Consider the following 25,025-nt stretch of genomic DNA (forward strand, 5'->3'; position numbering starts at 1 on the left):
CCTCAGGGCAACGGGCCCAGCCGGGAAAGCCAGGACGCCCGGGCGCGCCAGCCTGCGTGCACCATGTTGCCGCCCACCACCACCAGCGCCAGTGCGACCAGCGCGCGCAGGAGGTCGGACTCGGGGGCGAAGAGCAGGGCGTAAAGCCCCGTGCCCACGATCAGCAAACCAAGCACCACGGACACGACACGGTACAGCCTGCGGCCATACAAGCTCGGTGTTCCATCAGGCTTCATGCACACCTCCGGCGGCCACTATAGCGGTGTCCGCGCGCAACGCGCGCAAAAAAAAACGGCCCCGAGGGGCCGTTGGAAACACAACCGGGAGACACCGGCGGAGGATCAGTTCACGCGGGTGGCGCCTTCGACGCCTTGCACCACGGTGCGGCCTTGCACGGCGCGCAGACCGGCCAGACGGACCTGCTCGGCCTGTGCGGGCGTGGCTTGCGGCAGGATCTCGCCGCGGGCCACCAGACCCAGGCGGTTGGCTTCGGCGGCTTCGGCTTGCACCTGCGCACGGCTCACGCCGCTGTAGGCCACGGCGGTGCCGGCTTCGGGCTGGGCTTCACCGGTGACGATCAGGCCGGCGTCACGGGCCTGCACGGCCTGTGCCTGGACTTCAGCGCGGCTCAGCGTGCTGTGGAAACCGAAGACTTCGTTGCCCTGGATCGGGCCTTCGGCGAAGGCGGCGCCAGCGGTAAGGGCAAAAGCAACGGGGAGGAGGATGCGTTGAGCGGTGTTCATGACAGTTCCTTTGAGACAACAGTTGAAGAAGAGAGACTTTGCAGATGCCGGTTTCTGTTCGGCATGGGTGAACTTTAAAATTTCTTCTGGAATGGATAAATAACCCAAACAGAACATATTCATTTCTGATTTGGCAACAAACGAAGCCACGGGATAATCCTGTGGGTATCCAACCGCCCGACACCGCCATGCCCTTCGCCCCCCTGCTCAACGACAGCTTCCTGCGCGCCTGCCTGCGCCAGGCCACCGACCACACGCCGGTGTGGCTCATGCGTCAGGCCGGGCGCTACCTGCCCGAGTACCGGGACACCCGGGCCAAGGCCGGCAGCTTCATGGGCCTGGCCACCAACGTGGACTACGCCACCGAGGTCACGCTGCAGCCGCTGGAGCGCTATGCGCTGGACGCGGCGATCCTCTTCTCCGACATCCTCACGGTGCCCGACGCCATGGGCCTGGGCCTGTCCTTCGCCCTGGGCGAGGGGCCGAAGTTCGAGAGGACGGTGCGCACCGAAGCCGACGTGGCCGCGCTGGCTGTGCCCGACATGGCCAAGCTGCGCTACGTGTTCGATGCGGTGACCTCGATCCGCCGCGCCCTGGCGGGCCGCGTCCCGCTGATCGGCTTCTCCGGCAGTCCCTGGACGCTGGCCTGCTACATGGTGGAAGGCGGTGGCTCGGACGACTACCGGCACGTCAAGGCACTGATGTACAGCCGGCCCGACCTGATGCACCGCATCCTCGCAGTGAACGCCGACGCGGTCGCCGCGTACCTGAACGCGCAGATCGAGGCCGGCGCTCAGGCGGTGATGGTGTTTGACAGTTGGGGCGGCGTGCTGGCCGACGGCAAGTTCCAGGACTTCAGCCTGGCCTACACGCGCCGCGTGCTCGCGCAACTGCACCGCGAACACGAGGGCGTGCGCATACCGCGCATCGTCTTCACCAAGGGTGGCGGGCTCTGGCTCGACGACATGAGGGACCTGGACTGCCAGGTGCTCGGGCTGGACTGGACGGTCAACCTGGGGCGCGCCCGCGCGCAGGTCGGCGAGGGTGCCGGCGGCAAGGCCCTGCAAGGCAACATCGATCCGAATGTCCTGTTCGCACCGCCCGAGCGCATCGACGCCGAGGTGGCGGCGCTGCTGGAGAGCTTCGGCCGCCCGCACCAAGGGCCGGGAGAAGGTGCCACCCACATCTTCAACCTGGGCCATGGCATCAGCCAACACACCCCGCCAGAGCACGTCTCGGTACTGGTGGACGCTGTGCACCGCCACTCCCGCCGGCTGCGCGGCGCGGTCTGAGCGCTGCGTTTTTCGCAGCTTCAGAGACTCACCCGCTGCCGATTTCCGGGTGGTCAAACCTCCCCGCGGCACCCCTCGGCGGCACCTTCCCCGCCCTCCGGCGCCGCGCCTTTAGCATAAAAATCACCGAAAAACCCACTTGACAAGCCTCACTTATGCACAAAACTTGTGCTGCGGTGCGCCATGGTCGAGTGGCCACAGGCAGGTGGCGCAGGCCTGACACAATATGCGCCAAGCTGTTGATTTATAAGGAGTTTGTTTTCTGCTTTTTTTACAGGCAGTTTAAGCAAGCCCTTGATTTGCAAGGCTTCCGACGGTCCCGGAGCAAACTATCAACAAAGTTATCCACAAAAAGTCTGGATATGTCGCTATGCACTTTCAAATCAAGCACTTAGCGTGCATTTCGACACAAAAACTGAGGAACCGGCGCTAAACATGACTTTTTGGCCCAACGTGGTCGTGGCCACACCGGCCCACAGCGGTGTGGGTGCCAGCCTGAGTTACCGAAGTGAGCTTGCGCTCGCGCCGGGAACGCTGGTGCGCGTGCCGCTGGGCGCGCGCGAAGTGCTGGGCGTGGTCTGGGACAACGCGCAGGCGCCGCCCGAAGGCCTGAGCGCGGAACGGACGCGATCCATCGCCGGGGTGCTCGAAGGCCTGCCCGCGCTCGATGAACCGTGGCGGCAGTTGGTGCAGTTCGCGGCGCGCTACTACCAGCGCGGCCTGGGCGAGGTGGCGCTGGCCGCCCTGCCTCCGCAACTGCGGGACCTGAGCAACGTGCAGTTGGCGCGCAGACTCAAGCGGCGCGCGCAGGCCACGGCGTTGGACCCATCCGACCGGCAGGCCACGGCGACGGAGCCTGCCTTGAGCGAGGAACAGCACGGAGCGCTGCAGGCCCTGGCCAGCGCCGACAGACCGGTGCTGCTCTTCGGCGCCACCGGCAGCGGCAAGACCGAGGTCTACCTGCAGGCCACGCAGCGCGCACTGTCCGGGAGCGATCAGGCACAGGTGCTCGTGATGGTCCCGGAAATCAACCTCACGCCGCAGCTGGAAGCGCGGTTCCGGGAGCGCTTCGAGCCGCTCTACGGCACTGGCGCCGTGGTCTGCCTGCACAGCGGCACAACGCCCGCGCAACGCCTGGGCGCCTGGCTGGCCGCGCACACCGGACAGGCGCGCATCGTGCTCGGCACACGCATGGCGGTGCTGGCCAGCCTGCCAGGCCTGCGCCTGATCGTGGTGGATGAGGAACACGACCCCAGCTACAAGAGCCAGGAGGGCGCGCGCTATTCGGCGCGCGACCTGGCCATCTACCGGGCCAAGGTGCAGACCGAGGCGCTGGCGGCGCAGGGTGGCGAACGCTGCCAGGTGGTGCTGGGCTCGGCCACGCCGTCCCTGGAAAGCTGGCATGCCGCCGGGCAGGGGCGCTACCTGCGGGTGGACATGCCCGCGCGCATCGGCGGCGGTGCTCTGCCGCGGCTGCGCCTGGTGGACATGAACCACCAACCCAAGGGCGCGGTGCTCGCGCCGCCGCTGGTGCAGGCCATGGCCGAACGCATCGGGCGTGGCGAGCAGTGCCTGGTGCTGCTCAACCGGCGCGGCTACGCGCCGGTGCTGGCCTGCCACGACTGCGGCTGGAAAAGCGCCTGCCCCCACTGCAGCGCCTACCGCGTCTTCCACAAGCTCGACCGCACGCTGCGCTGCCACCACTGCGGCTTCACCGAGCGCGTGCCGCGCGCCTGCCCGGAATGCGGCAACCTGGACATCGCCCCCGTCGGCCGGGGCACCGAGCAGGTGGAGGAGCAGCTCGCCGGCCTGCTGGCCGACGTGAGACGCAGCGACGGCGCGCCCGCGCGCGTGGCCCGCATGGACGCGGACTCCACGCGCCAGAAGGGCAGCCTGCAGGCGCAACTGGCCACCATGCACAGCGGCGAGGTGGACGTGCTGGTGGGCACGCAGATGATCGCCAAGGGACACGACTTCCGGCGCATCACGCTGGTGGCCAGCGTCAACGCCGACGCCGCGCTCTTCGCCAGCGACTACCGCGCGCCCGAGCGCCTGTTCGCGCTGCTCATGCAGGCCGGTGGCCGCGCCGGCCGGGACGCCGCCTTTGTCAGCAGCCAAGGCACGGCCAGCGAGATGTGGGTGCAGACCTGGCACCCGCAGCATCCGCTGTTCGACAGCCTGCGCCGCCACGACTACCCGGCTTTCGCGGAAACGGAGCTGGCCGAACGCCACCGGGCGGGCATGCCCCCGTTCGGCCACCAGGCCCTGCTGCGCGCCGACGCGCGCACCCAGCAGGCCGCCCAGGCCTATCTGAGCGGTGCCGCCGAGGCCGCGGCCGCGCTGGCGCAGGCCCAGGAGGTCACGCTTTACCCGGCGGTGCCACTGACCATCCAGCGGGTGGCCAATGTGGAGCGGGCGCAGTTGCTGGTGGAAGCGGCTTCGCGGGTGGCGCTGCAGCGCTTCCTGGCTGCATGGCAGCCGGCTTTGCTGGAGTGCCGCGGCCTGCCGGAGGCCCGTGGCTTGATCCGCTTCGCGGTGGACGTGGACCCGCTGGCCATCTGAGCCAGACGCAAGACCCGCCCCTCAGGCCGACACCACCTCCTGCGTGGCGCACAAGTGCTCCAGCGTGACGATCACGTCGCGCAGCCGGAAGGGCTGCAGCAGCAGGCGCCGCACGTCCAGCTCCTTCAGGCGCGAGACCAGCGCCACGTCGCCGGCACGCGCCATCACCGCCACCGGCAGATCGGCCGGCAGGCGCAGTTCGCCCGCCCGCAACCGGGTCAGGAAACCCAGCGAGGCCTCGCCTTCGGCCAGCGACAACAGCAGGCCATGGCCGGTGCCGCTGCGGGCCCACTTTTCGCCCTGCGCCACGCTGGTCACCTCGTGCAGGGTCACCAGACGCAGTTCGCGGCAGACCGAGGCCACGGTGCTGCGCACCAGGCCATCGGGTTCGATCAGGAGCACCTGGCTGCGGTTCACGACAGCGCCTCCTCTCGGCGGTAGAGCTCCTCCACCACCATGTCGCGCAGGCCGCCGAGGATGGCCTCGTCCAGACGGTCGAATTCGCGCGGGCGCCGGTCCATGATGCACAGCGTCCCCACCACCTGACCGTACGGCAGGCGCAGTTGGGCCCCGGCATAGAAGCGGACATACGGCTTGCCCACGACCATGGGGATGTCGGCAAAGCGCGAATCGCTCAGCGCGTCGGGCACCACCAGCGTCCTGGACATGGCGATGGCATGGCCACAAAAAGAAGTCTGGCGCGGAGATTCCAGCACCGAGGTACCGAACGAGGACTTGCACCACTGCCGGTCGCGGTCCACCAGCGACACCTGCGCGATCGGCACGTTGAACTCCTGTGCGGCAAACGCCGATATCCGGTCAAAGCGCTCCTCCGGTCCCGTGTCCAGGATCAGCAGGTCGCGCAGCGCGCGCAGGCGCCGGGCTTCGTTACGGGGCAAGGGAGCCACGATCATGGGTTCTTCTCCATCCAGGCAGGCACACCCATCGGGCAATGGGAGCGGATACCCCTGCTTCGTCACGCGGGAGACAAAACTTAAGTTTTTTTAAGGTGATGGATGGGCCTTTCCTGATGCCCAAGTCGCCCCGTATATAAGCATGTCGTGATATAAGGTCGCCTCACCCTGCAACCTGGAGACATGCATGCCCTCATCGATGCGAGCCCTGCTGGCGCTGTGCCTGGCCGGGCTTCTGATGCATACCCCCGCCCGCGCCGCCGACGAAGGACCGCAGATGAAGGTGCAGGCGGTCGGCCCGCACAGCCACTATGTGGAGGGCCTGACCCAGCTGGGCTCGCCCAAGAACCAGAACTTCATCAGCAATGCCGGCTTCGTGATCACCCCCGCCGGCGTGGTCGTGATCGATGCCCTGGGTTCGCCACGCCTGGCCGAGCGTCTGGTGCAGGCCATCCGCGCGCTCACGGACAAGCCGGTCACGCACGTCATCGCCACGCACTACCACGCGGACCACATCTACGGCCTGCAGACCTTCAAACAGCTGGGCGCGAAGATCGTGGCGCACAGCGCGGCGCGCGAGTACATCCAGTCCGACACCGCGCGCCTGCGGCTGGAGGCCTCGCGCACCGACCTGGCCCCCTGGATCAACGACCAGACCCGCATCGTGCCGGCCGATGTCTGGATCGACGGGCCGACCACGCTGGACGTGGGCGGCGTGAAGTTCGAACTCGCGCCCGTGGGCCCTTCGCACACCCCCGACGACATCGTCGTCTATGTGCCCTCGGAGAAGGTGCTGTTCGCCGGCGACCTGTTCTTCAACGGCCGCCTGCCTTTCGTGGGACAGGCCAACAGCCGGCAGTGGATCCTGGCGCTGGAGCAGTTGCTGCGCTACGACGCACGCGCGGTCGTGCCCGGTCACGGCAGCGCCTCGCTCGACCCCAAGGTGGACATCGGCACCACGCGCGACTACCTCCGGCACCTGCGCCGCAGCATGGGCGAGGCGGTGGAGAACTTCGTGCCCTTCGAGGAAGCCTACGAAAAGACCGACTGGTCGGCCTTCGAGAAGATGCCCATGTTCGGCCCGGCCAACCGCATGAACGCCTACAACACCTACCTGCTGCTGGAGCAGGAAGCGCTGGGCAAGGCCCGCTGAAGGGCCGCGTGCTCAGGTCATCAGGGCCACTGCGCCCGAGAACGTGAGGAAGGCGGCGGTGGTGGTGACCAGGATGATGCGGGCGATGCGCCCGTTGTCGGCACCGAAGCGCTCGGCCAGCAGGGACACATTGCTCGCGCTGGGCAGCGCCGCGGCCAGCACCAGCACGGTGAGCGCGAACGGCGAGAGCGGCACGCCCAGGCGGATCGCCGCGGTACCCACGCCCAGCACCAGCAGCGGGTGCAGCACCAGTTTCATGAGCGCCACCGGCAGGTAGTCCGACAAGGGCATGGGGTGGCTGGAGCGCATCTGCGCGCGCGCCAGCACCGCACCGATGGTGAACAGCGCCACCGGCGACGCCGCGTCGGCCAGCAGCCAGACCGTCTTTTCCAGCGGCCTGGGCAGGGTGACTGCGTAGGCCGAGGCCAGCGCGCCCAGCACCACCGACCAGGCCATGGGGTTGGTGAGCACACCGCGCAGCGCCTTGCGGCCAGCGTTGAGCATGGCGCGGGCGCCCTGCCCATGGCCCTCGTCCAGCCGCGAGAGCGCGATGCACAGCGAACTGGTGATGACCATGTCGATCAGCATGGTGGCGATCACCGGGCCCATGGCCTGCGTCCCCAGCAGCGTGGCCAGCAGCGGCACGCCCATGAAGCCGGTGTTGGGGAAGGCCGCCACCAATGCCCCCATGGCCGCGTCGTTCCAGCGGATGCGCCGGTTGAAGGTGAGCGCAATGCACACCGCCACCATGACCAGCGCGCACAGCAGGTAGACGCCAATCACCGAGGAGTCCAGCAGCTGCGCGATCGGCGTGCCCGAACAGAAGCGGTAGAGCATGCACGGCAGCGCGAAGAACAGCACGAAGGTGTTCAACCCGGGAATCGCCTCCAGCGGCAGCATGGCGCGCCGCGCGGCCACATAGCCGGCCAGCACGAGGGCGAAGAAGGGAAAGGTGACGAGCAGGATCTGGAGCACGGCGCGGATTGTCGCAGGCCGGGCAGGCCGGCGCCGCCCACCCCTGCCGGTATGATCCAGCGCTTCCTGCTGTTCTTCGCCCGCCTGCCTGCCCGCCTTCCCGATGTCCAACGGTCTCAACCTTGCCCAGCTCGAAGCCGTGAACCATCTGGGCGGGCCCTGCCTGGTGCTGGCGGGTGCCGGTTCCGGCAAGACGCGCGTGATCACGCACAAGATCGCCCGCCTGATCCAGGCGGGCCTGGCGGCCGAACGCATCGCGGCCATCACCTTCACCAACAAGGCCGCCGCCGAAATGCGGGAACGCGCGAGCCACCTGGTGGGCAGGGACGCGAAGAAGGTGCTGATCTGCACCTTCCACGCCCTGGGCGTGCGCCTGCTGCGCGAGGACGGTGAGGTGCTGGGCCTGAAGAAGCAGTTCTCCATTCTGGACACCGACGACATCACCAGCCTGCTCAAGGACTGCGGCGGCACCACCGACGCGGCCACCGCGCGCGCCTGGCAGTGGACCATCAGCGCCTGGAAAAGCGCGGGCCTGAACGCGGCGCAGGCGCTGGCCCAGGCCAGGGACGAGAACGAGCGCGTGACCGCGACCATCATGGGTCGCTACGAAGAGCGCCTCACCGCCTACCAGAGTGTGGATTTCGACGACCTCATCAGCCTGCCGCTCAAGCTGCTGAGCCAGCACGCCGAGGTGCGCGAACGCTGGCAAAAGAAGATGGGACATGTGCTGGTGGACGAGTACCAGGACACCAACGCCACGCAGTACGAGCTGCTCAAGCTGCTGGTGGGCGAGCGCGCGCGCTTCACCGCCGTGGGCGACGACGACCAGAGCATCTACGGCTGGCGCGGCGCCACGCTGGACAACCTCAAGCGGCTGCCGCAGGATTTTCCCGAGCTCAAGGTCATCAAGCTGGAGCAGAACTACCGCTCCACCAGCGCCATCCTGCGCGCGGCCAACAACGTCATCGGCCCCAACCCCAAGCTGTTCCCCAAGACCTTGTGGAGCGACCTGGGCGAGGGCGAACCTGTGCGCGTGGTCGATGCCGACAACGAGGAACATGAGGCCGAGCGCGCGGTGGCCCGCATCCAGAGCCTGCGCTCGAATTCGGCGCACAAGGAATGGCGTGACTTCGCCATCCTCTACCGGGCCAACCACATGGCGCGCGCCTTCGAACAGTCGCTGCGCCGCGCCAACATTCCCTACAAGGTCTCGGGCGGGCAGAGCTTCTTCGACCGCGCCGAGATCCGCGACCTCTGCGCCTGGCTGCGCCTGCTGGTCAACAACAACGACGACCCCGCCTTCCTGCGCGCGGCCACCACGCCCAAGCGCGGCATCGGCCACACCACGCTGCAGCAACTGGGCACCTTCGCCACGCAGTACAAGCTCAGCCTGTTCGAGGCGCTGTTCTCGCACTCGCTGGCCAGCGCGGTCTCCAGCCGCGCCATCGGTGCCCTGCACGAATTCGGCCGCGCGGTCAACGATCTTGAGTACCGCGCGCGCCACACCGTGGGCCACGAGGCCGCGCGCGCCTTCCTGGACGACTGGCTCAAGGACATCGCCTACGAACGCCACCTGCACGACAGCGAGGACAACGAGAAAGTGGCCGCCGCGCGCTGGACCAACGTGATGGACTTCTGCGACTGGGTCGCGGGCCGTTGCGGCGGCAAACTGGAAGACGAGGCCGGCGTGCAGACCGAGACCGAGCGCAAGTCCCTGCTGGAGGTGGTCCAGACCATCGCGCTGCTCTCCACGCTGAGCGAGCGTGAACAGGACCAGAACGTGGTGACGCTCTCCACGCTGCACGCCTCCAAGGGCCTGGAGTGGCCGCACGTGGTCCTGGCCGGTGTGAACGAGGGCCTGCTGCCCTTCAAGCTCGACGAGCACGACAGCGACCTGCCGGCCGAGGCCATCGCGCAGCGCCTGCAGGAGGAGCGCCGCCTGATGTACGTGGGCATCACGCGCGCGCAGCGCACGCTGGCGGTGAGCTGGCTCAAGCGGCGCAAGAAGGGACGCGAGAGCGTCCCCGGCCAGCCCAGCCGCTTCATCGGCGAGATGGCGCTGGACCAGGCCACCGTGAAAGAAGACCCGCGTGAGAAGCTGCGTGCGTTGCGCGCCGAGTTCGCCCAGCGCGCCGCCACGCAGAAAGCCGCCGACACCACGCCATGAAGACCCTGGTCCTGACCCTCGCCGCCAGCCTCGCGGGCCTGCTGTGCATGCCCGCGGCCACAGCGCAGCAGACGCCACCCCCTTCCGCAGCGGTCGTCTGCGCCGGACCCGCCGACATGCAGCCGGCCCAGCTCTACGGCCTGTGGCAGCTCAGCCTGTGGCCGCAGGAAGGCGGCAGTGAAGCCGCACCTTCCTCCACCGGTGCTGTGCTGTTCGAGCGCCACCCGGAGTACGCGGGCAGCGTGCGCGGCAGCCTCAAGCGCAGCGGCGCGGGCAACGATCTCACGGCGCAGGTTTCGGGCGATGTCAGCGATGGCGAGTTCAACCTGGACGAATCGGCCGACGGCCAGCGCATGGACGCGGTCTGGGAAGGCAACGTCACCCCCAGCGGTTGCGGGCAGGAGCTGCGGGGCATCCGCCGCCCCGCACAGGGTACGCAGACCCGCGAGCCGGTCATGAACTTCGTGCTGAAGAAGGTGCCGGGCTGGCGTTGAGCGGGCTCAATACGGGGCCGGCACGCCCCGCCAGGCCTGGCAGACGTCCTGCCCCGACGGCGCCAGGCGCAACCGGTTGAGAAAGTCCAGCGACACACGGGCGGCCTCGCTGCCCTGTGCACTGGCACGGGCGAGCCAATGCCCGGCCTCGCAGCGGTCGGCCTTGATCGCCGGGCCATAGAGCGTGGGGCCCACCAGCAGCGCCAGGCCCAGCATCTCCTGCGCCTGCACGTCGCCGGCCGTGGCGGCGCGGCGCAGCCACAGCAGCATGGCGCGGTACTCGCGCGCGGACTGTGCTTCCAGAGCGAGCTGGAACTGCTGTTCGGTCGAGACCCGGGGCGCTGGCAACGGGGCAGCGGCTCCGTTGGCACACATCAGTCCGGCCCAGGCGAGCGCGGCGAGGCGCGCGGCAAATCGGTGATCAGGCATGGGCAACATCGTCCGCCGCCGGACCCGCGCTGAAAAGCGGGATCTGCCCAAGCCCGGCTCAGGCCTTGCCTGAGCCAGACCCGGAAGACGCCAGCACATGCGCCACAAGCTGGCGCGCCGGTGGCGAGAGCGTGTCCATCCGGCGCACGCACAGCACCAGGCTGCGCGCCGCCCACGTGCCCGACAGCGGCACGCCCTTGACCCGCATGGCGCGGGCGCAGCGCAGGGCCACCGCGCGCGGCACCACCCCCAGGCCGATACCCAGGCCAACCAGGCGGCAGACCGAGTCCAGGCTGCGCAGGCGCACGCGGTAGTCCAGGCGATGGCCCAGCCGCCGCGCCTGCTGCGCCACCGTTTCCTGCAGCGTGCTGCCCTCGGTCAGCCCCACGAAGGGCGCCTGCACCACATCGGCCAGGTTGACCGAGCGGTGACTGGCCAGCACGTGGTCGCGCGGCACCAGCAGCACCAGTGGGTCGGACCGGAAGGGGAAGACCTCCAGGCCATCGAGGTCCACGGCGTCTGACAGCATGCCGACTTCGCAGACGCCGTGGCGCAGCGCATCGGCGACGTCGGTGCTGCCGCGCTCCTCCAGGTCGACGGAGATCCGGGGATGCGCAGCCAGGAAACCGCTGAGCACACCGGGCAGGTGTTCGCTCATGGCCGAGGTGTTGCACTGCATGCGCACGTGGCCACGCAAGCCCTCGCCAAAGTCGCCCAGCTCACCCTGCATCACATCGATCTGCCGCACCACCAGACGCGCATGGTGCAGCAGCGTGTGGCCGGCCGGCGTGAGACGCACGCCGCGGCGCTCACGCAGCAGCAGCGGCGCGCCCAGCGTGTCCTCCATGCCGCGCACGCGCTCGCTGGCCGAGGCCAGTGTCATGTGCGAGGCCTCGGCGCCACCGGTGATGGTGCCCGCCTCGTGGATGTTCAGAAACAGGCGCAGGTCGGTGAGGTCAAAGCGCATGGCCGCAAGCTACCACAGCCAGCCTCAGGCGGTGCCTGAACCAGGCCACGCCACTTCCGAACACGCCTTGCGCCCCGGCGAGCCAGAATGCCGCTCCCATGGACACCACCACCCTGCTCATGCCCCTGGCCGTCTTCGTGCTCGCCGGCGTGGTCAAGGGCGTCGTGGGCCTGGGCCTGCCCACGGTGGCCATGGCCCTGCTGGCGCTGACCATGACGCCGGCCCAGGCGGCGGCCCTGCTCATCGTGCCGTCTCTGGTGACCAACCTCTGGCAACTGCGGCCCTGGCACACGCTGGGTACGCTGCTGCGCCGGCTGGTCGCCATGCAAGCCGGGGTGTGCGTGGGCACGCTGGCCGGTGCCTGGTGGATGGGTGCCCCGGCCGGACCGTGGGCCGGCATGGCGCTGGGCGTGGCGCTGCTGGCCTACGGATTCTGGTCACTGGCCGGCTTCACGCCCACGCTGACGCCGCGGGCGCAACGCCTGCTCGGGCCCGTGGCGGGGGCACTCACCGGCCTGGTCACGGCCGCCACGGGCGTCTTCGTGGTGCCGGCCGTCCCCTACCTGCAGGCGCTGCGGCTGGAGCGTGACACGCTGGTCCAGGCCATGGGCCTGTCGTTCACCGTCTCCACCCTGGCATGGGCCATCGGCCTGCGCATCAACGGCGTCGCCACGTCCAGCGTGCTGGGGCCATCGCTGCTGATGCTGCCCGCCGCCCTGCTGGGCATGGCGCTGGGGCAGCGGCTGCGCCAGCGCATGGCGCCGGTGCTGTTCCGGCGCTGCTTCCTGGGTGCGCTGATGCTGCTGGGCCTGTACCTGGTGGTGCGAGCGGTCTGATCGGCTGCGTGGTCAGACCCAGCGGGCAAAGGGCTCGCCGCCGCGCGGTGCCAGCGGCCGTGCGCACGGCAAGAACTGGCCGCTGCCCGGTGCAGCCTGGAACTGGCCGTCGCGCCAGACGGCGCGGCCCCGCGAGAGCGTCAGGGCCGGCCAGGCGCGCAGCGACAGGCCTTCATAGGGCGTGTAGTCGCACGCGCTGTGCAGCATGTCGTGGCGCAGGGTAAAGGCCTCGCCTTCGGGCCGGATGTCCCAGACCACGAGGTCGGCGTCACTGCCCACGGCAATGGTGCCTTTGCGCGGGTACAGGCCGTAGAGCCGCGCCGGACTGGTGGCGCTGAGTTCCACGAAACGGTGCACGTCGAAGCGCCCACCGAGCACGCCTTCGCTCATCAGCAGCGGCAGCCGGGTTTCCACACCGGGCACGCCATTGGGAATGCGGTCGAAAGAGGCCTGCTCCCCGGCCACCCCTTTGCCGTGCGGACCGGCCATGCTGAAGGGCGCGTGGTCGGAAGACACGATGGTGAACAGGCCGCTGGACAGCGCGCTCCAGATGAACTTCTGGTTGGCCTTGTCGCGCGGCGGCGGGCTGCAGATGCAGCGCGCGCCGTGCATGGGGTCGCTGTCGTCTATGCCGAGGTCCTCGGCGCTGAGCAGCATGTACTGCGGACAGGTCTCGGCGTGGATGGGCAGGCCGCGCCCCCGCGCCCAGTGGATCTGCTCGATCGCCTCCTGGCCGGACACATGGACCAGCAGGATCGGTGTGTCGACCAGCTCGGCCAGCGAGATGGCGCGGTGCGTGGCCTCGCGCTCGACCGCCATGGGCCGCGAACTGGCGTGGTAGCGCGGCGCGGTGAGGCCGGCGGCCAACAGGTGTTCGGTGAGCCAGGCGATGCAGTCGCTGTTCTCGGCGTGCACCATGGTCATCGCACCCAGGCGCCGCGCCGCGGCCAGGGTTTCGATCATCTGGCGGTCATCGAGTTTGAGGTCGTCGTAGGTCATGTAGACCTTGAGCGAGGTGTAGCCCTGCTCCACCAGCGCAGGCAGTTCGTCGCGCAGCACCTCTGGCCGCGCGTCGGCCACGATCAGGTGGAAGGCGTAGTCGATCACCGCCTTGCCGTTGGCGCGCCGGTGGTAGTCCTCCACCGCGTCCACGAGCGATCCGCCCTTTTGCTGGCAGGCGAAGGGAATGACGGTGGTGGTGCCGCCGCAGGCGGCCGAGCGCGTGCCGGTGAAAAAGTCGTCGGCAAAACGCGAGCCGTCGCTGGTGGGCTGGTCGAAATGGCAGTGGCCGTCCACGCCGCCGGGCGTGACCAGCCGCCCGGCGGCGTCGATCACCTCGGCCGCTTCACCCGGCAACGCCTGCGCGATGGCGACGATGCGCCCCTCGCGGATGCCGATGTCGCCACGGTAGCGGTCGCCGACGGTGGCAATGTCGGCGTTGCGCACGATCAGGTCGAACGGGGCCATGGCGGTGTGCCTCAGGCCAGCTCGAACAGCACGTCCTGCGCGCCTTCCCACAACGTCTTGCGACCCAGCTCGGGCATCTGCTGAGCGCCTTCGACGATGGTGAGGAAGTGGTTGCCCGCGAGCGCGCCCATCTTGGAGGCGAAGCTGCAACTGCCATAGGCCCAGATGAGCTCGGTCTCGCTGTAGCCACCGGGGTAGAACAGGATGTCACCGCGCGAAGGGTGCACGGTGTGGTTCTCGAAGCCCACGCCGAGCTGGAACTCTCCCAGCGGAATCCACACCGCCTCTCCGCTCCAGCGCACGTGGATGAGCTTCTGGCGGTAGGGCAGCAGTTTCAGGAAGGCGGCCACGGTCTGCGGCGCGTCGGGGTGCGTTTCGGCGACGAACTTCATGCCGCCGGCGGTGATGAGGATGCGGGTCATTGCGGTATCTCGAAAGTGATGAAGGCTGCGCAAGCAGAAAACGGGCCGGAGCGCTGGGCGGTCAGCGCGCGTCGTGGGTGACGGGCAGGAGGCGCTGCAGCAGGTCTTCCATGCCGGCGCGGTTGTGCAGGCGGATGACCCTTTCTGCGGCGGCGACATCGCCATTGCGCAGCGCGGCCACCAGCAACTCGAACTCCTGCTGCAGATTGGCCAGGCGCTCCGAGCCGTAGCCGAAGCGCCCGCGCAGCGCAAGGATGATTTCCCACTCGCGCTGGAAGATGCGGGTGGCCTCGATGTTGCCCGCCACGTCGAAGAGCTGGGTATGCAGCGTGCGGCTGATGTGCGTCATGGTCACCACGTCGCCGGCTTCCAGCGCCTCGCGGTGCCGCGTCACCAGGGCCTCCAGCGCGGAGAGCCTGGCCAGCGTGAGCCGCTCGATGCAGCGGCCCATGATCATCACCTCCAGCGTGGTGCGCACCTCGTAGATGTCTTCCACGAACTGGCGGTTGACCGCGCGCACGGTGGCACCCCGGTTGGGCGTGATCGACACCAGGCCTTCGCCTTCGAGTTTGCGCAGCGCCTCGCGCACCGGCATGGTGCCCACGCCCAGGCGACCTGCCGCCTCGGTGATCTTGATGCGCTCGCCGGGTCCGTACTGGCCTTGCACGATGGCCTCGCGCAGCAAGCGGGTGGCGTTTTCCACCGAGGTCTGTCCGCTGTCGTCGTCGGCAAGGGGCGCGCTGTCGGCGCGGGCGGGCGAGGCGGGCTTGATCGTCATGGCGGATCGGCGTGAAAGTGGGGCGTGGGCGCGGCTGCGCTCGGTGCATTGTTTCATGCCCCGGCCCCAGGCCGCCGCAGGCCCGCCGCATCCACGGCCAGGCAGACCTGCCGCTCGACGTCGGCCGCGATCGGCGGCAGCGGCGCGCGCGGCAGGGCCGACCCGATGACACCCAGGTGGCGCAGCGCCACCTTGATGCGGGTGTGCATGTCCATCGCGGGCGGTGCGCCATAGATGGCGCGCTCGATCGGGTACAGCCGCGCGCTGGCCTCGCGCATGGCGGGCAGGTCGTCGCGCGCGCTGGCCTGCCAGAGTTCCACCAGCAGGTCCGGCAGCAGGCTGCCCATGCCCGAGAGGATGCCGTCCCCACCGACGGCGAGCTGCGGCAACAGCCAGTCGTAGTTGGATGGCAGGATCGCGACCTCGGGCGCCACCGCCTTGACCGCGCGCCAGTTGTCCTCGTAGATACCGATGTCGCCGCTGCCCTCCTTGATGGCCAGCATGCGCGGCAGGCGCGCCATCTGGCACAGCACCTCGGTGCTGAAACCGGCGCCGGAGCGTACCGGGTACTGGAACACCGAGACCGGGATGCGCACCGCGTCCAGCACCGCGTGCAGGTAAGCCAGCGCGGCGCCGGCATGGCCGCCGCCGCCACCGCTGAACTGCGGGAAGGGAAACAGCACCGCCACGTCGGCGCCGGCCTGCTCGGCCTCCTGCGCACGCACCACGGCCTCGGCGGTGGAGTAGGCCACGATGCCGGCCAGCAGCGGCATGTCCGCGCCGACACGGCGGCGGGTGTGCGCGATGACCGCGCTGCGCTCCCCGGGCGTGAGCGCGGCGACCTCGCCCGCATGGCCGTTGACGAACACCGCCGCCAGGCCTTTGCCGACGACGCAGTAGTCGAGCAGGCGGTCGTAGCCTGCCCAGTCGATGGCGCCATCGGCACCGAAGGGCATCACCGTGGCCACGGTCACGCCACGCAGATGGGACGCGGTGACGACGTGGCTCATGCGCGCCCCCCTTCCTCGGCATCGGGCATGCGCAGGCCCATGGGGCCGGCGCGGAAGATGCGCTCGTCCATGGTGCGCAGGTCCGGCGCGAGCAACGGTGGAAACGCCATCTGGTCCAGCACGTCTTTCTGCAGGTCGATGCCGGGCGCGATCTCGGTGAGCATCAGGCCCTCGGCCGTGAGGCGGAAAACCGCGCGCTCGGTGATGAAGCTCACCTGCTGCCCGCGCGCCAGCGCATGGCGGCCATTGAAGCTGATCTGCCCGACCGCGGGCACCATCTTGCGGAACTGCCCCTCGCGGCGGATTTCCAGCCGGCCGTCCACCGGCACCGCGATCAGGCCGCCTCCGGTGAGCGTGCCGCTGAACACCAGCCGGCGCGTGTTCTGCGAGATGTCGATGAAGCCACCCGAACCGTCGTAACGGCCACCGAAGCGCGTCACGTTGACGTTGCCAGCCGGGTCCACCTCGGCGAAGGACAGGAAGGCCACATCCAGACCGCCACCGTCGTAGAAATCGAACTGGTAGGGTTGGTCCAGGATGGCGCGCGGGTTGATCGCGGTGCCGAATTCGCGGCCATGCCCGGGCACGCCACCGACGATGCCAGACTCCACGGTCAGCGTGATGTCCTCGCTCACGCCCTCTTCGGCCGTGACGTTGGGAATCATGGCCGAGACACCCACCCCCAGATTGACCACGTCGCCGCGCCGCAGCTCGAAGGCGCCGCGCCGTGCGATGACGCGCCGCTCCGACATGGCGTCGGGCTCGATGCGCGAGACCGGCACCGTCACGTCGCCGCAGCGCGCTCCGTCGTGCACGGTGGCATAGGTCTGCATCTGCTGCGGCTCGACCACCAGGACATCCACCAGGAAACCGGGGATCTTCACCATCTGCGGATGCTGCGTGCCGCGCCGCACGATGCGCTTGACCTGCACGATCACGGTGCCACCGGCGTTGTGCACCGCCTGCGCGAGCGAGAGGTCTTCGCGCGTGGTCGCCTCGTGCTCCATGGAGACATAGCCGTCCTCGTCGGCGCTGGTGCCTCGCAGGATGGCCACCGTGGGCGTGGGCGCGCGGTAGAGCAGAAACTCCTCGCCCGCCACCGGCACCACGCTGACCAGGTCCTCCTTGGTGCGGCTGTTCATGCGTCCGCCGTCCTGGCGCGGGTCCATGTAGGTGTGCAGGCCCACGTGCGTGAGCACGCCGGGCTGGCGCGCGGCGAGCGTGCGGCAGAGCTGCGCCATCACGCCCTGCGGAAAGTTGTAGGCCTCCATGCGGTTGTCGGTGATGAGTTTCATGAAGGGCAACTGCAGGCCGTAGTTGCCGCCGACCACGCGGGCCACCAAGCCGTCGTGCGCGAGGCGGCACAGACCTTTCTCGGTCACCGCGCCAATGCCGGTGACGTGGAACAGCGTGAGCGCGCGCGGCGCGCCAGTGGTCAGGAAGCGCTCCTCCAGAGAAGCCAGCACGCTCTCGGCGACGCCGGTGCCGCCGTTGCCTCCCACGGCCAGCACGTCGCCATCGCGCACCAGGGCCGCGGCGTCGGCGGCGGAAAGGATGCGGACCATCAGACGGCCTCCTTCTCGATGGCGCGGGCGATGATCAGCCGCTGGATCTGGTTGGTGCCTTCGTAGATCTGCGACAGCTTGACGTCGCGGAAGATGCGCTCGACGCGGAAGTGGCGCGAGTAGCCCGCACCGCCATGGATCTGCAGCGCGTTGGAGACGTGCTTCATCGCCATGTCGGTGGTGAACAGCTTGGCCTGCGCGGCCTGTTTGGCAATCGGCTGCCCGGCATCGTGCAGGCGTGCGGCATGGTGGATCAGCAGGCGCGCGGCGTCCATTTCGGTGGCCATGTCGGCCAGCATGAACTGCACCGCCTGGAACGCGCCGATGGGCTGGCCGAACTGGCGCCGGTCGCGCGCGTAGCGCTGCGCATCCTCGAAGGCGGCGCGCGTCATGCCCAGAGCCATCGACGCCATCAACAGGCGGCCCACGTTGAAATTGGCCATGGCCATGCGGAAAGCCTGGTTCTCAGGTCCAAGGCGGTTGGCCAGCGGCACGCGCACGTTGTCGAAGGACATCTCGCAGTCTTCCAGACCGTGCATGCCCATCAGGTGCTCGTTGGCGCCGCGCCGCACACCGGGGCGGTCGCATTCGACCAGGTAGCAACTGATGTTGTGGTTGCCATGTTCGGGAGAGGTCTTGGCGAACACCAGCACGAAGTCGCAGACGCCGCCGAAAGTCACCCAGGCCTTGGCGCCATGGATCACGTAGTGGTCGCCGTCCAGGCGCGCGGTGGTGCGCATGCCGGCCACGTCGGAGCCCGCATCGGCCTCGGTGACAGCCGTGGCGGGCACGGCGCTGCCGTCGAGCAGCTTCGGAATCCAGGCCTTGTGCACCTCGTTGCCGTGGGCGTGCAGCATCAGCACGGACTCCACCGGCAACGCATACATGTTGCCCACCGCGCCTGCCCCGCAGGCGATTTCCTCCATCACGATGCAGGCGGTGGTGGTGTCCATGCCGACACCACCGGCCTCCTCGGGCAAGGCCACGCCAAACAGCCCCATGTCGGCCAGGCCGCGGTAGATCTCTCGCGGGAAAACGTCGTCGCGGTCAATCGCCGCCGCGGCCGGGGCGATGCGCTCACGGGCGAAGCGCCGCACGGTGTCGCGCAACAGGATTTGTTCGGGTGAATAGAAAAAGTCCATGGGCAGGGATCCTTGGGTGGAAGGGCGGATGAAGAGGTGATGGAGATCTGAGCGCCGAGCTGGTCGCGCGCCTGAGCACCATCGACACGGTGCGCTACATCAAGGAGTCCAGCGGCGACCCCCAGCGGGGCGTGCGGATCATGGACCTCTGCGGTGAGCGCATGACGGTGTTTGCCGGCTACAAGCCGTGGGAGGCCTACCGCTGCGGCGCCAAAGGCTATGTCTCAGTGATGGGCAACATCGCGCCCGCGCTCTCGCGCGAGCTGTACGAACTCACGGTGAACCGGCCCGAGATCGGCCCGGGCTTTGCGCTCTACCGCCGGCTCATGCCGCTGATCGACGCCCTGGCGGGCGACCTCTATGTCTCCGCCACCAAGACCGCGCTCGGCCTGGTCGGCATGCCGGTGGGCCATCCGCGGCCGCCACGCCTGCCCCTGCCCTCAGCGGCCCTGCCACGCCTGCGCAAGGCCCTGGCCGACCTCGACCTGCTGAAGGTGCCGGCATGAACGGCGCCGCCATGCGACCGGGCAGCCACGAGGTGGTGAGCCAGCGCCTGCCGCAGAGCCTGTACTACGAGGACATCGTGGTGGGCCAGCGCTTCCGCACCCGAGAACACGTGGTCACCAACGACGACATCCAACGCTTCGGCGACCTCACGCACGACCACCATCCGCTGCACACCGACGACGCCTTCGCGCAGACCATGGGCTTTCCGCGCCGCATCGCGCACGGGCTGTTCAGCCTGTCGCTGATGGAAGGCCTGAAGTCCGAGCTGGGCCTGTACGAGTCCACCTCGGTCGCTTCCCTGGGCTGGGACGCGGTGCGTTTTCGCAAGGCCGTTGTCAGCGGCGAGGCCGTGCACGTGCGCGTCACCTTCATCGAGGCCCGGCTGTCCAGCAAGGGCACGCACGGCATCGTGACCGAGCAGGTCGACCTGTGCAACGCCCAGGGCGAGGTCGCTGTCAGTTCCACGCACGCCGCGCTGCTGATCCGGCGCCCTGTCTCTGCCTGAGCGCATTGTTCGCGCATGCCTTCCTGTCCTTTTCCTTCGCCCCTCCCCTCTCACCGCAACCCCTTGGAGATCACCATGTCCCTGCGCATCCGCCTCTCCCGCCGCCCACTGCTGGTGGCCGCCGCCGCAGCCGCCCTGCTGGGCACCGCCCTGCCGGCCCTCGCCCAGAACATCACCCTGAAGGCATCGCACTCGGCCGCGCCCACCGAACCGTTCCAGGTCGGCATGGCCGACTTCGCGCGCCGCGTGAAGGAGGGCACGAACGGGCGCGTCACCGTGAACATCTTCCCCAACAACCAGCTCGGCAACGAACGCGAGGTCACCGAAGGCCTGCAGCTTGGCCTGGTTGACATGGCCAACCCCAGCAACGCGGTGCTCACCAACTTCGTGCCGGACCTGGTGGCGCTGGACATGCCCTTCCTGTTCCGCGGCCCGGACCATGTGGAGCGCATGTTCGACGGCCCGCTGACCGACGCCGTGGCCGAGGCCGTGGCCAAGAAGGGGTACGTGCTGCTGGGCCTGTACACCGCCGGCACGCGCCACATCATGACCAAGAAGCCGGTGAACTCCCTCGCCGACCTCAAGGGCCAGAAGATCCGCGTGATGCAGAACAACGCCCACGTCGAAACCTTCAAGATGCTGGGCGCCAACCCGACGCCGCTGGCCTACGGCGAGCTCTACGGTGCCCTGCAGAGTGGCGTGGTCGACGGGGCCGAGGCCGCCAACACCAACTACCACGCGCAGAAGTTCTACGAGGTCTCGCCGAACTGGGCCATGGTGTCCTGGAACGTGCTGGTGTCCCCCTTCATCATGGCCGAGTCGCGCTTCAAGGCGCTGCCCGCAGACGTGCAGAAGGTGCTGCTCGACGCGGGCCGCGCATCGGCCCGCGTGGAACGCGCCGAGTACGCGCGCAGCGACGTCGAACGCCTGCAGGCGCTCAAGGCCGCCAAGGTCAACGTCACGCAGCCCGACGTGGCCGAGTTCCGCAAGGCGGTGGCCAAGGTGTACGACCAGTTCATCAAGACCGATGGGCAGAAGAAACTGTTCTCGGTGGTGACCGCGCCCTGAACCCCACCGCCAGGAACCGGAACCGGCCATGAAAACCTCAGCCAGTGCCCTGGGTGCCGTGCTCCAGGCGGTGCGCGCCGTCGCCACCGCCTGGGTCGTCATCTGCTTCATCGTCATGACAGTCTCGGTCTGGGCCGAGGTCGGTGGCCGCTACATCTTCAACTACTCGATCGCGGCCTCGTCCGAGCTGGCCACCATGGCGCAGATCTGGATGGTGCTGGTGGGAGCCGGCCTGGCGGCCCGGCAGGATCTGCATGCGCGCGTGGACGCACTGGTCAACCTGCTGCCCCGGCCCGTGCAGCGCGCCATGCTGCTCATCGGATCCGGCCTGGGCCTGGTCTTCCTCATGTCCATCGTGGTCGGCGCGGTGCCCATCTTCGAACGCGGCCTGGCGCAGACCACGCCATCCCTTGGCCTGCCCATGGCCGTGCCGTACGCCGGCCTGTTCGTCGGCCCGATCTACTTCGCCGTCGAGGTCGTCGCGCTGACGGTGCGCCAGTGGCGCGGCGAAACAGTGGCCCCCGTGGTCGCCGAACACACCCTCTAACCGGAACGGACCCTGCCGTGGCGCTCGCCCTCATTCTTTTCCTGGTGCTGCTGATCTGCGGCGCACCCATCGTCTTCGCGCTCGGCGTGTCTTCGCTGGCCATCCTTACCCTGATCATGGAAGTGCCGGTGGCCATCGTGGCCCAACGCATGTACGCCGGCCTGGACAGCTTCATGATCATGGCGATCCCGTTCTTCGTGTTCGCGGGGCTGGTCATGGATGCCGGCGGCATCTCGCGGCGCATCGTGGCGTTGGCCGAAGCCCTGGTCGGCTGGATCACCGGCAGCGTGCTGCTGGTCTCGGTGGTTGCCTCCACCGGCCTGGCCGCTATCTCCGGCTCCGGATCGGCCGACACGGCCGCCATCTCTTCCATCATGCAGCCGGTGGTCAGGAAGCGGCGCTACGACGTGGACTTCGCGGCCGCGGTGATCGCCGCTGGCGGCTCTCTGGCCTCGGTCATCCCGCCCAGCCTGCTGATGGTGGTGATCGCCGCCATCGCCAACGTATCGGTGGGCCAGCTCTTTCTGGCCGGCGTGCTGCCGGGCCTGCTGACCGCCTTCGGCCTGCTCACGCTGTGCTACGTGTTCGCGCGCCGCGGCGGTCCGCAGTACCTGCCCACGGAAGCCTTCTCGCTGCAGCGGCTGCGCAGCAGCTTCGTGGACGCGCTGCCGGCCATCGGCATGCCGGCCATCGTGGTCGGCGGCCTGGTGGGCGGCGCCTTCACGCCCACCGAGGCGGCCGCGATCGCGGTCTTCTACGGCATGATCGTCGGCCTGTTCGTCTACCGCGAACTCAAGTTCAGCGCCATCGTGCCGCTGATCCTGCGCGCCTCCGCGGTGTCCGCCAGCGTGATGATCATCCTCGCCTCGGCCGCCGTGTTCTCCTGGCTGGTCTCGGCCGCGCAGATCCCCGCCGCCCTGCAAGGGCTGTTGCGCTCCATCAGCGACAGCCCCTGGACCTTCCTGCTGTTCGTCAACATCCTGCTGCTGGTCGTGGGCATGTTCATGGAAAGCATCGCGGCCATCCTGATCCTGGTGCCCATGCTGCTGCCCATGGCGGTGGGCTATGGCATCGACCCGGTGCACTTCTGCCTGGTGGTGGTGTTCAACCTCACCATCGGCCTGATCACCCCGCCCTACGGCATCGCGCTCTACGTGGCGGCCACCGTGGCCGGACGCAGCATCATGCAAGTGGCCCGCCGCATCGTTGGCCCGGTGCTGGTGATGCTGGCCGTTCTCATCCTGATCACCTACGTGCCCTCCGTCGGCCTCGCGCTGCCCCGCCTGCTGATGGGCACCTGACCACCACACCCCCTGAAGGAGACCCCCGATGACCACTCCCCTGCCCGCTCCGCTGGAGCGCTACCACGCCGATGGCTACACCTTCCCCCTGCGCGTGATCGACAGCGACAAGGCCGCGAGCTACCGCCGCCGGCTGGAGGCCTCGCAGGCCGCGCTGGGTGGCCGCTTCTCCGGTATCTACACCCAGAAGCCGCATCTGCTCTTCACCTGGCTGGCCGAGCTGGCCAGCGAACCCGGCGTGCTGGACCTGGTGGAAAAAATCATCGGGCCGGACATCCTGCTCTGGTCAACCGAGTTCTTCATCAAGCAGCCCGGCGACGGCCGCTACGTGCCCTGGCACGTCGACGACACCTACTGGCACATCGAACCCGAGATCCAGACCACGGTGTGGATCGCGCTCTCCGACGTCGGCCCCGACAACGGCCCGCTGCGCTACATCCCCGGCAGCCACCTGGAGGCGCGCCGGCCCATCGTGAGCGCGCCCAGCGCCGACAACATGCTCATCAGCGGCCAGATGGCCCAGGGCATCGACGAGACCCACGCGGTGGACGTGCTCCTGCGCGCCGGCGAAGCCTCCATCCACGACAGCCGCGCGCTGCATGCCTCCGGGCGCAACACCGGCCGCGACGCGCGCGTGGGCATCGCTGCGCGCTACATCGCCACGTCGGTGCGCAGCACGGCCATGCGAGAGTCGGCCCTGCTGGTGCGCGGCGTGGACCGGCACGGCCACTTCGACCCCGAACCCTATCCACGCGCCGACCTCGACGAAGCCGCCCGCGCCGCGCATGCCCACGCGGTGGAACTGCGCAACCGCAACATGTACGGCGCCGACCACAAGGAACAACCGGCCATGAAAGCCTGAGGCCGTTTCAGAGGCGCATGCCGGTCTCGTGCGCGAAACGCGCCAGCGTCCAGCCCCGCCCCAGCAGGAACATGCGGGTGTGCAGGTCTTCCAGCACCGCGGGCGGCACCTCGGTCCCGAGATAGGTCAGGCGCCGATCGGCCAGGCGCACGCAGCCCAGTTCGTGGTCCCGCGCCAGCGCGCGCCACAGCGCATGCGCCCCCGGCGACTGCCGCGCGCCGGTGATCAGGCACAGGCCGGCGCCCAGGCCCCAGCGGTAGAGCGCACTGGCCAGGCCGCGGCGCTGGTAAGGCGCGGCGTAGTTGGAGTGCGGCGCGCGCAGATGGCGATCGGCCCGGCGGTCCAGTTCCACGAGCCGGTTGAACACCGTGTAGCCCGCCAGCCGGCGGTGGCGCAGGTCTTCCACGTACAGGTAGAACTCGCCATCGGCCTCGCGGTAGCGCACCACCAGGTCCGGGTCGCCCAGCCCGATCGACGGGATGCCCTGCAAGCTGTCGCCGGGCGTGTGCAGGCGTGCGTGCAGGTTCTCCAGCGCATCGGCCACCGGTTGCGTAGGCCGCGCCACGTCGATGCGCAGCTCGGTCCGGCTGGCGCGCGCGGGCAGGGGCGGCCAGGGAAAGGGCAAGGACAACAGGGCCATGGACACCACACCTCGGGAAACAGAAAGCGCCCGGATGGTAGTGGCGAGGCGATGTCGCACGCGCGGGGTGCGGTATTGCTCAGGCGCGGCGGACCAGCGAAAACCCGCATCCCACAAGAGGCCGGCATGCCCCAATCCCCATCCACGCATCCGCGCATCCACGCCTAGGCAATGCCACGACCAGCGAACTCGCCAACCTGGCGGCCATGCAGCAGGATCGCGGCGTCTGCATCCACGTGGTGCCTGCTGCAGCGCACGCCGAGTAGCCCGTCTACGGCGTGTGATCGGCCAGCAGGGTCGCCGCCGCCTTCTCGCCGATCATCAGGCTGGGCGCGTTGATGTTGCCGGAGGTGATGCGCGGCATGATGGACGCGTCGGCCACGCGCAGGCCGCTGACGCCGCGCACACGCAGCGCAGGATCGACCACCGAGTCGGCATCGCCTCCCATGCGGCAGGTGCCGCACGGATGGAAGCAGGTGCTGGCGGTGGCGCGCACGAAGTCGAGCATCTGCTCGTCGCTTTGCACAGCGGGGCCCGGCGTGTATTCCTCGCTGATCATGTCGCCCAGCGGACCGGAATGCAGCAGCGCGCGCAGCTTGCGCATGGCGTTGACGAAGAAGCGGCGGTCTTCCTCGGTGCTGAGGTAGTTGGGGCGAATCAGGGGCGCGCTGGCGGGGTT

27 protein-coding genes are annotated in these 25,025 nt (G+C 68.9%); 12 read left to right on the forward strand and 15 right to left on the reverse strand.

All coding sequences use genetic code 11. The features are described 5' to 3' along the window. Window positions 1-2: 2 nt before the first annotated feature. Entirely contained in the window at window positions 3-236 is a 234-nt protein-coding gene (locus KIT53_RS18910) for a hypothetical protein (protein WP_297755940.1), read from the reverse strand. Between the two features lie 105 nt (window positions 237-341). Then, the gene (locus KIT53_RS18915) at window positions 342-743 is read right to left on the reverse strand and encodes a DUF4148 domain-containing protein (RefSeq protein WP_297755942.1); all 402 of its coding nucleotides are present in this window, start codon (window positions 741-743) and stop codon (window positions 342-344) included. Between the two features lie 188 nt (window positions 744-931). Between KIT53_RS18915 and hemE the strand changes: the two genes are divergently transcribed. Together hemE and priA are read left to right on the forward strand one after the other, a co-directional pair. Then, the gene (gene hemE, locus KIT53_RS18920) at window positions 932-2,035 is read left to right on the forward strand and encodes a uroporphyrinogen decarboxylase (RefSeq protein ID WP_297755944.1); all 1,104 of its coding nucleotides are present in this window, start codon (window positions 932-934) and stop codon (window positions 2,033-2,035) included. A 435-nt stretch (window positions 2,036-2,470) separates the two neighbouring features. After that, window positions 2,471-4,597 (forward strand): primosomal protein N', encoded by a 2,127-nt coding sequence (gene priA / locus KIT53_RS18925; RefSeq protein WP_297755946.1) that lies wholly within the window; start codon window positions 2,471-2,473, stop codon window positions 4,595-4,597. A 21-nt stretch (window positions 4,598-4,618) separates the two neighbouring features. Here priA and KIT53_RS18930 read toward each other — a convergent pair whose 3' ends face one another. Then, window positions 4,619-5,014: a hypothetical protein gene (locus KIT53_RS18930; RefSeq protein ID WP_297755948.1), complete on the reverse strand. Its 396-nt coding sequence runs from the start codon at window positions 5,012-5,014 to the stop codon at window positions 4,619-4,621. Continuing rightward, entirely contained in the window at window positions 5,011-5,511 is a 501-nt protein-coding gene (locus KIT53_RS18935; RefSeq protein WP_297755950.1) for a GAF domain-containing protein, read from the reverse strand. Before KIT53_RS18935 ends, KIT53_RS18930 begins: the two co-directional genes overlap by 4 nt. A 187-nt stretch (window positions 5,512-5,698) precedes the next feature. Between KIT53_RS18935 and KIT53_RS18940 the strand changes: the two genes are divergently transcribed. Then, window positions 5,699-6,664 carry an MBL fold metallo-hydrolase gene (locus tag KIT53_RS18940; RefSeq protein WP_297755952.1) on the forward strand — a complete coding sequence of 322 codons (966 nt, stop codon included), beginning with the start codon at window positions 5,699-5,701 and terminating at the stop codon, window positions 6,662-6,664. A gap of 12 nt (window positions 6,665-6,676) precedes the next feature. Here KIT53_RS18940 and KIT53_RS18945 read toward each other — a convergent pair whose 3' ends face one another. Then, window positions 6,677-7,639, reverse strand: a complete 963-nt coding sequence (locus KIT53_RS18945; RefSeq protein WP_297755954.1) for an AEC family transporter — start codon at window positions 7,637-7,639, stop codon at window positions 6,677-6,679. A gap of 103 nt (window positions 7,640-7,742) precedes the next feature. On the opposite strand from KIT53_RS18945, the gene KIT53_RS18950 reads away from it, so the two are divergent. Next, window positions 7,743-9,806 (forward strand): UvrD-helicase domain-containing protein, encoded by a 2,064-nt coding sequence (locus KIT53_RS18950; RefSeq protein ID WP_297755955.1) that lies wholly within the window; start codon window positions 7,743-7,745, stop codon window positions 9,804-9,806. Next, a complete protein-coding gene (locus KIT53_RS18955) occupies window positions 9,803-10,300 on the forward strand; it encodes a hypothetical protein (protein ID WP_297755957.1) in 498 nt (165 codons plus the stop codon). Before KIT53_RS18950 ends, KIT53_RS18955 begins: the two co-directional genes overlap by 4 nt. A gap of 6 nt (window positions 10,301-10,306) precedes the next feature. Here the strand turns inward: KIT53_RS18955 and KIT53_RS18960 are convergent, their stop codons facing one another. Further along, window positions 10,307-10,675: a sel1 repeat family protein gene (locus KIT53_RS18960; protein ID WP_297755984.1), complete on the reverse strand. Its 369-nt coding sequence runs from the start codon at window positions 10,673-10,675 to the stop codon at window positions 10,307-10,309. A gap of 112 nt (window positions 10,676-10,787) precedes the next feature. Then, entirely contained in the window at window positions 10,788-11,696 is a 909-nt protein-coding gene (locus tag KIT53_RS18965) for a LysR family transcriptional regulator (protein WP_297755959.1), read from the reverse strand. 98 nt (window positions 11,697-11,794) lie between these two features. Between KIT53_RS18965 and KIT53_RS18970 the strand changes: the two genes are divergently transcribed. Further along, entirely contained in the window at window positions 11,795-12,532 is a 738-nt protein-coding gene (locus tag KIT53_RS18970; RefSeq protein WP_297755961.1) for a sulfite exporter TauE/SafE family protein, read from the forward strand. A 12-nt stretch (window positions 12,533-12,544) separates the two neighbouring features. On the opposite strand, the gene hydA is transcribed toward KIT53_RS18970, so the two are convergent. The 6 genes from hydA to KIT53_RS19000 form a co-directional block, all read right to left on the reverse strand. Then, the gene (gene hydA / locus KIT53_RS18975) at window positions 12,545-13,999 is read right to left on the reverse strand and encodes a dihydropyrimidinase (protein WP_297755962.1); all 1,455 of its coding nucleotides are present in this window, start codon (window positions 13,997-13,999) and stop codon (window positions 12,545-12,547) included. An 11-nt stretch (window positions 14,000-14,010) separates the two neighbouring features. Continuing rightward, entirely contained in the window at window positions 14,011-14,421 is a 411-nt protein-coding gene (locus KIT53_RS18980; protein ID WP_297755964.1) for a DUF3830 family protein, read from the reverse strand. Between the two features lie 61 nt (window positions 14,422-14,482). Next, a complete protein-coding gene (locus tag KIT53_RS18985; protein WP_297755966.1) occupies window positions 14,483-15,199 on the reverse strand; it encodes a GntR family transcriptional regulator in 717 nt (238 codons plus the stop codon). 53 nt (window positions 15,200-15,252) lie between these two features. Next, window positions 15,253-16,209 carry a dihydrodipicolinate synthase family protein gene (locus KIT53_RS18990; RefSeq protein ID WP_297755968.1) on the reverse strand — a complete coding sequence of 319 codons (957 nt, stop codon included), beginning with the start codon at window positions 16,207-16,209 and terminating at the stop codon, window positions 15,253-15,255. Continuing rightward, entirely contained in the window at window positions 16,206-17,774 is a 1,569-nt protein-coding gene (locus tag KIT53_RS18995) for a CoA-transferase (RefSeq protein WP_297755969.1), read from the reverse strand. The genes KIT53_RS18990 and KIT53_RS18995 overlap by 4 nt, the downstream gene beginning before the upstream one ends. Beyond that, window positions 17,774-18,916 carry an acyl-CoA dehydrogenase family protein gene (locus tag KIT53_RS19000; RefSeq protein ID WP_297755971.1) on the reverse strand — a complete coding sequence of 381 codons (1,143 nt, stop codon included), beginning with the start codon at window positions 18,914-18,916 and terminating at the stop codon, window positions 17,774-17,776. Before KIT53_RS19000 ends, KIT53_RS18995 begins: the two co-directional genes overlap by 1 nt. A 47-nt stretch (window positions 18,917-18,963) precedes the next feature. Between KIT53_RS19000 and KIT53_RS19005 the strand changes: the two genes are divergently transcribed. The 6 genes from KIT53_RS19005 to KIT53_RS19030 all read left to right on the forward strand — a co-directional run bounded on the left by KIT53_RS19005 (window position 18,964) and on the right by KIT53_RS19030 (window position 23,706). After that, window positions 18,964-19,422 (forward strand): dihydrodipicolinate synthase family protein, encoded by a 459-nt coding sequence (locus tag KIT53_RS19005; RefSeq protein ID WP_297755985.1) that lies wholly within the window; start codon window positions 18,964-18,966, stop codon window positions 19,420-19,422. After that, complete coding sequence (locus KIT53_RS19010) at window positions 19,419-19,928, forward strand: MaoC/PaaZ C-terminal domain-containing protein (RefSeq protein WP_297755973.1); 510 nt, start codon at window positions 19,419-19,421, stop codon at window positions 19,926-19,928. Before KIT53_RS19005 ends, KIT53_RS19010 begins: the two co-directional genes overlap by 4 nt. 75 nt (window positions 19,929-20,003) lie before the next feature. After that, window positions 20,004-20,996, forward strand: coding sequence for a TRAP transporter substrate-binding protein (locus tag KIT53_RS19015; protein WP_297755975.1), 993 nt, complete (start codon window positions 20,004-20,006; stop codon window positions 20,994-20,996). 28 nt (window positions 20,997-21,024) lie between these two features. Beyond that, window positions 21,025-21,543 carry a TRAP transporter small permease gene (locus KIT53_RS19020; RefSeq protein WP_297755976.1) on the forward strand — a complete coding sequence of 173 codons (519 nt, stop codon included), beginning with the start codon at window positions 21,025-21,027 and terminating at the stop codon, window positions 21,541-21,543. Window positions 21,544-21,560: 17 nt separating this feature from the next. Next, window positions 21,561-22,844 (forward strand): TRAP transporter large permease, encoded by a 1,284-nt coding sequence (locus KIT53_RS19025; RefSeq protein ID WP_297755977.1) that lies wholly within the window; start codon window positions 21,561-21,563, stop codon window positions 22,842-22,844. Between the two features lie 28 nt (window positions 22,845-22,872). Then, window positions 22,873-23,706 (forward strand): phytanoyl-CoA dioxygenase family protein, encoded by an 834-nt coding sequence (locus KIT53_RS19030; protein ID WP_297755978.1) that lies wholly within the window; start codon window positions 22,873-22,875, stop codon window positions 23,704-23,706. Between the two features lie 7 nt (window positions 23,707-23,713). On the opposite strand, the gene KIT53_RS19035 is transcribed toward KIT53_RS19030, so the two are convergent. Together KIT53_RS19035 and KIT53_RS19040 are read right to left on the reverse strand one after the other, a co-directional pair. Further along, window positions 23,714-24,346, reverse strand: coding sequence for an N-acetyltransferase (locus tag KIT53_RS19035; RefSeq protein WP_297755979.1), 633 nt, complete (start codon window positions 24,344-24,346; stop codon window positions 23,714-23,716). Window positions 24,347-24,617: 271 nt separating this feature from the next. Then, on the reverse strand, window positions 24,618-25,025 hold a 408-nt coding region (locus tag KIT53_RS19040), incomplete at its 5' end, for a GMC oxidoreductase (RefSeq protein WP_297755980.1).

Source organism: Hydrogenophaga sp. (genome assembly GCF_026125785.1).
In the GTDB taxonomy this organism is placed as follows: Bacteria; Pseudomonadota; Gammaproteobacteria; order Burkholderiales; family Burkholderiaceae_C; genus Hydrogenophaga.

Excerpts from the sequence above, each read along its gene's own strand:
- KIT53_RS18910 (WP_297755940.1), bottom strand. The coding sequence starts at position 236 with ATGAAGCCTGATGGAACACCGAGCTTGTATGGCCGCAGGCTGTACCGT.
- KIT53_RS18915 (WP_297755942.1), bottom strand. The coding sequence starts at position 743 with ATGAACACCGCTCAACGCATCCTCCTCCCCGTTGCTTTTGCCCTTACC.
- hemE (WP_297755944.1), top strand. The coding sequence starts at position 932 with ATGCCCTTCGCCCCCCTGCTCAACGACAGCTTCCTGCGCGCCTGCCTG.
- priA (WP_297755946.1), top strand. The coding sequence starts at position 2,471 with ATGACTTTTTGGCCCAACGTGGTCGTGGCCACACCGGCCCACAGCGGT.
- KIT53_RS18935 (WP_297755950.1), bottom strand. The coding sequence starts at position 5,511 with ATGATCGTGGCTCCCTTGCCCCGTAACGAAGCCCGGCGCCTGCGCGCG.
- KIT53_RS18940 (WP_297755952.1), top strand. The coding sequence starts at position 5,699 with ATGCCCTCATCGATGCGAGCCCTGCTGGCGCTGTGCCTGGCCGGGCTT.
- KIT53_RS18950 (WP_297755955.1), top strand. The coding sequence starts at position 7,743 with ATGTCCAACGGTCTCAACCTTGCCCAGCTCGAAGCCGTGAACCATCTG.
- KIT53_RS18955 (WP_297755957.1), top strand. The coding sequence starts at position 9,803 with ATGAAGACCCTGGTCCTGACCCTCGCCGCCAGCCTCGCGGGCCTGCTG.
- KIT53_RS18960 (WP_297755984.1), bottom strand. The coding sequence starts at position 10,675 with ATGTGTGCCAACGGAGCCGCTGCCCCGTTGCCAGCGCCCCGGGTCTCG.
- KIT53_RS18965 (WP_297755959.1), bottom strand. The coding sequence starts at position 11,696 with ATGCGCTTTGACCTCACCGACCTGCGCCTGTTTCTGAACATCCACGAG.
- KIT53_RS18970 (WP_297755961.1), top strand. The coding sequence starts at position 11,795 with ATGGACACCACCACCCTGCTCATGCCCCTGGCCGTCTTCGTGCTCGCC.
- hydA (WP_297755962.1), bottom strand. The coding sequence starts at position 13,999 with ATGGCCCCGTTCGACCTGATCGTGCGCAACGCCGACATTGCCACCGTC.
- KIT53_RS18980 (WP_297755964.1), bottom strand. The coding sequence starts at position 14,421 with ATGACCCGCATCCTCATCACCGCCGGCGGCATGAAGTTCGTCGCCGAA.
- KIT53_RS18985 (WP_297755966.1), bottom strand. The coding sequence starts at position 15,199 with ATGACGATCAAGCCCGCCTCGCCCGCCCGCGCCGACAGCGCGCCCCTT.
- KIT53_RS18990 (WP_297755968.1), bottom strand. The coding sequence starts at position 16,209 with ATGAGCCACGTCGTCACCGCGTCCCATCTGCGTGGCGTGACCGTGGCC.
- KIT53_RS18995 (WP_297755969.1), bottom strand. The coding sequence starts at position 17,774 with ATGGTCCGCATCCTTTCCGCCGCCGACGCCGCGGCCCTGGTGCGCGAT.
- KIT53_RS19000 (WP_297755971.1), bottom strand. The coding sequence starts at position 18,916 with ATGGACTTTTTCTATTCACCCGAACAAATCCTGTTGCGCGACACCGTG.
- KIT53_RS19010 (WP_297755973.1), top strand. The coding sequence starts at position 19,419 with ATGAACGGCGCCGCCATGCGACCGGGCAGCCACGAGGTGGTGAGCCAG.
- KIT53_RS19015 (WP_297755975.1), top strand. The coding sequence starts at position 20,004 with ATGTCCCTGCGCATCCGCCTCTCCCGCCGCCCACTGCTGGTGGCCGCC.
- KIT53_RS19020 (WP_297755976.1), top strand. The coding sequence starts at position 21,025 with ATGAAAACCTCAGCCAGTGCCCTGGGTGCCGTGCTCCAGGCGGTGCGC.
- KIT53_RS19030 (WP_297755978.1), top strand. The coding sequence starts at position 22,873 with ATGACCACTCCCCTGCCCGCTCCGCTGGAGCGCTACCACGCCGATGGC.
- KIT53_RS19035 (WP_297755979.1), bottom strand. The coding sequence starts at position 24,346 with ATGGCCCTGTTGTCCTTGCCCTTTCCCTGGCCGCCCCTGCCCGCGCGC.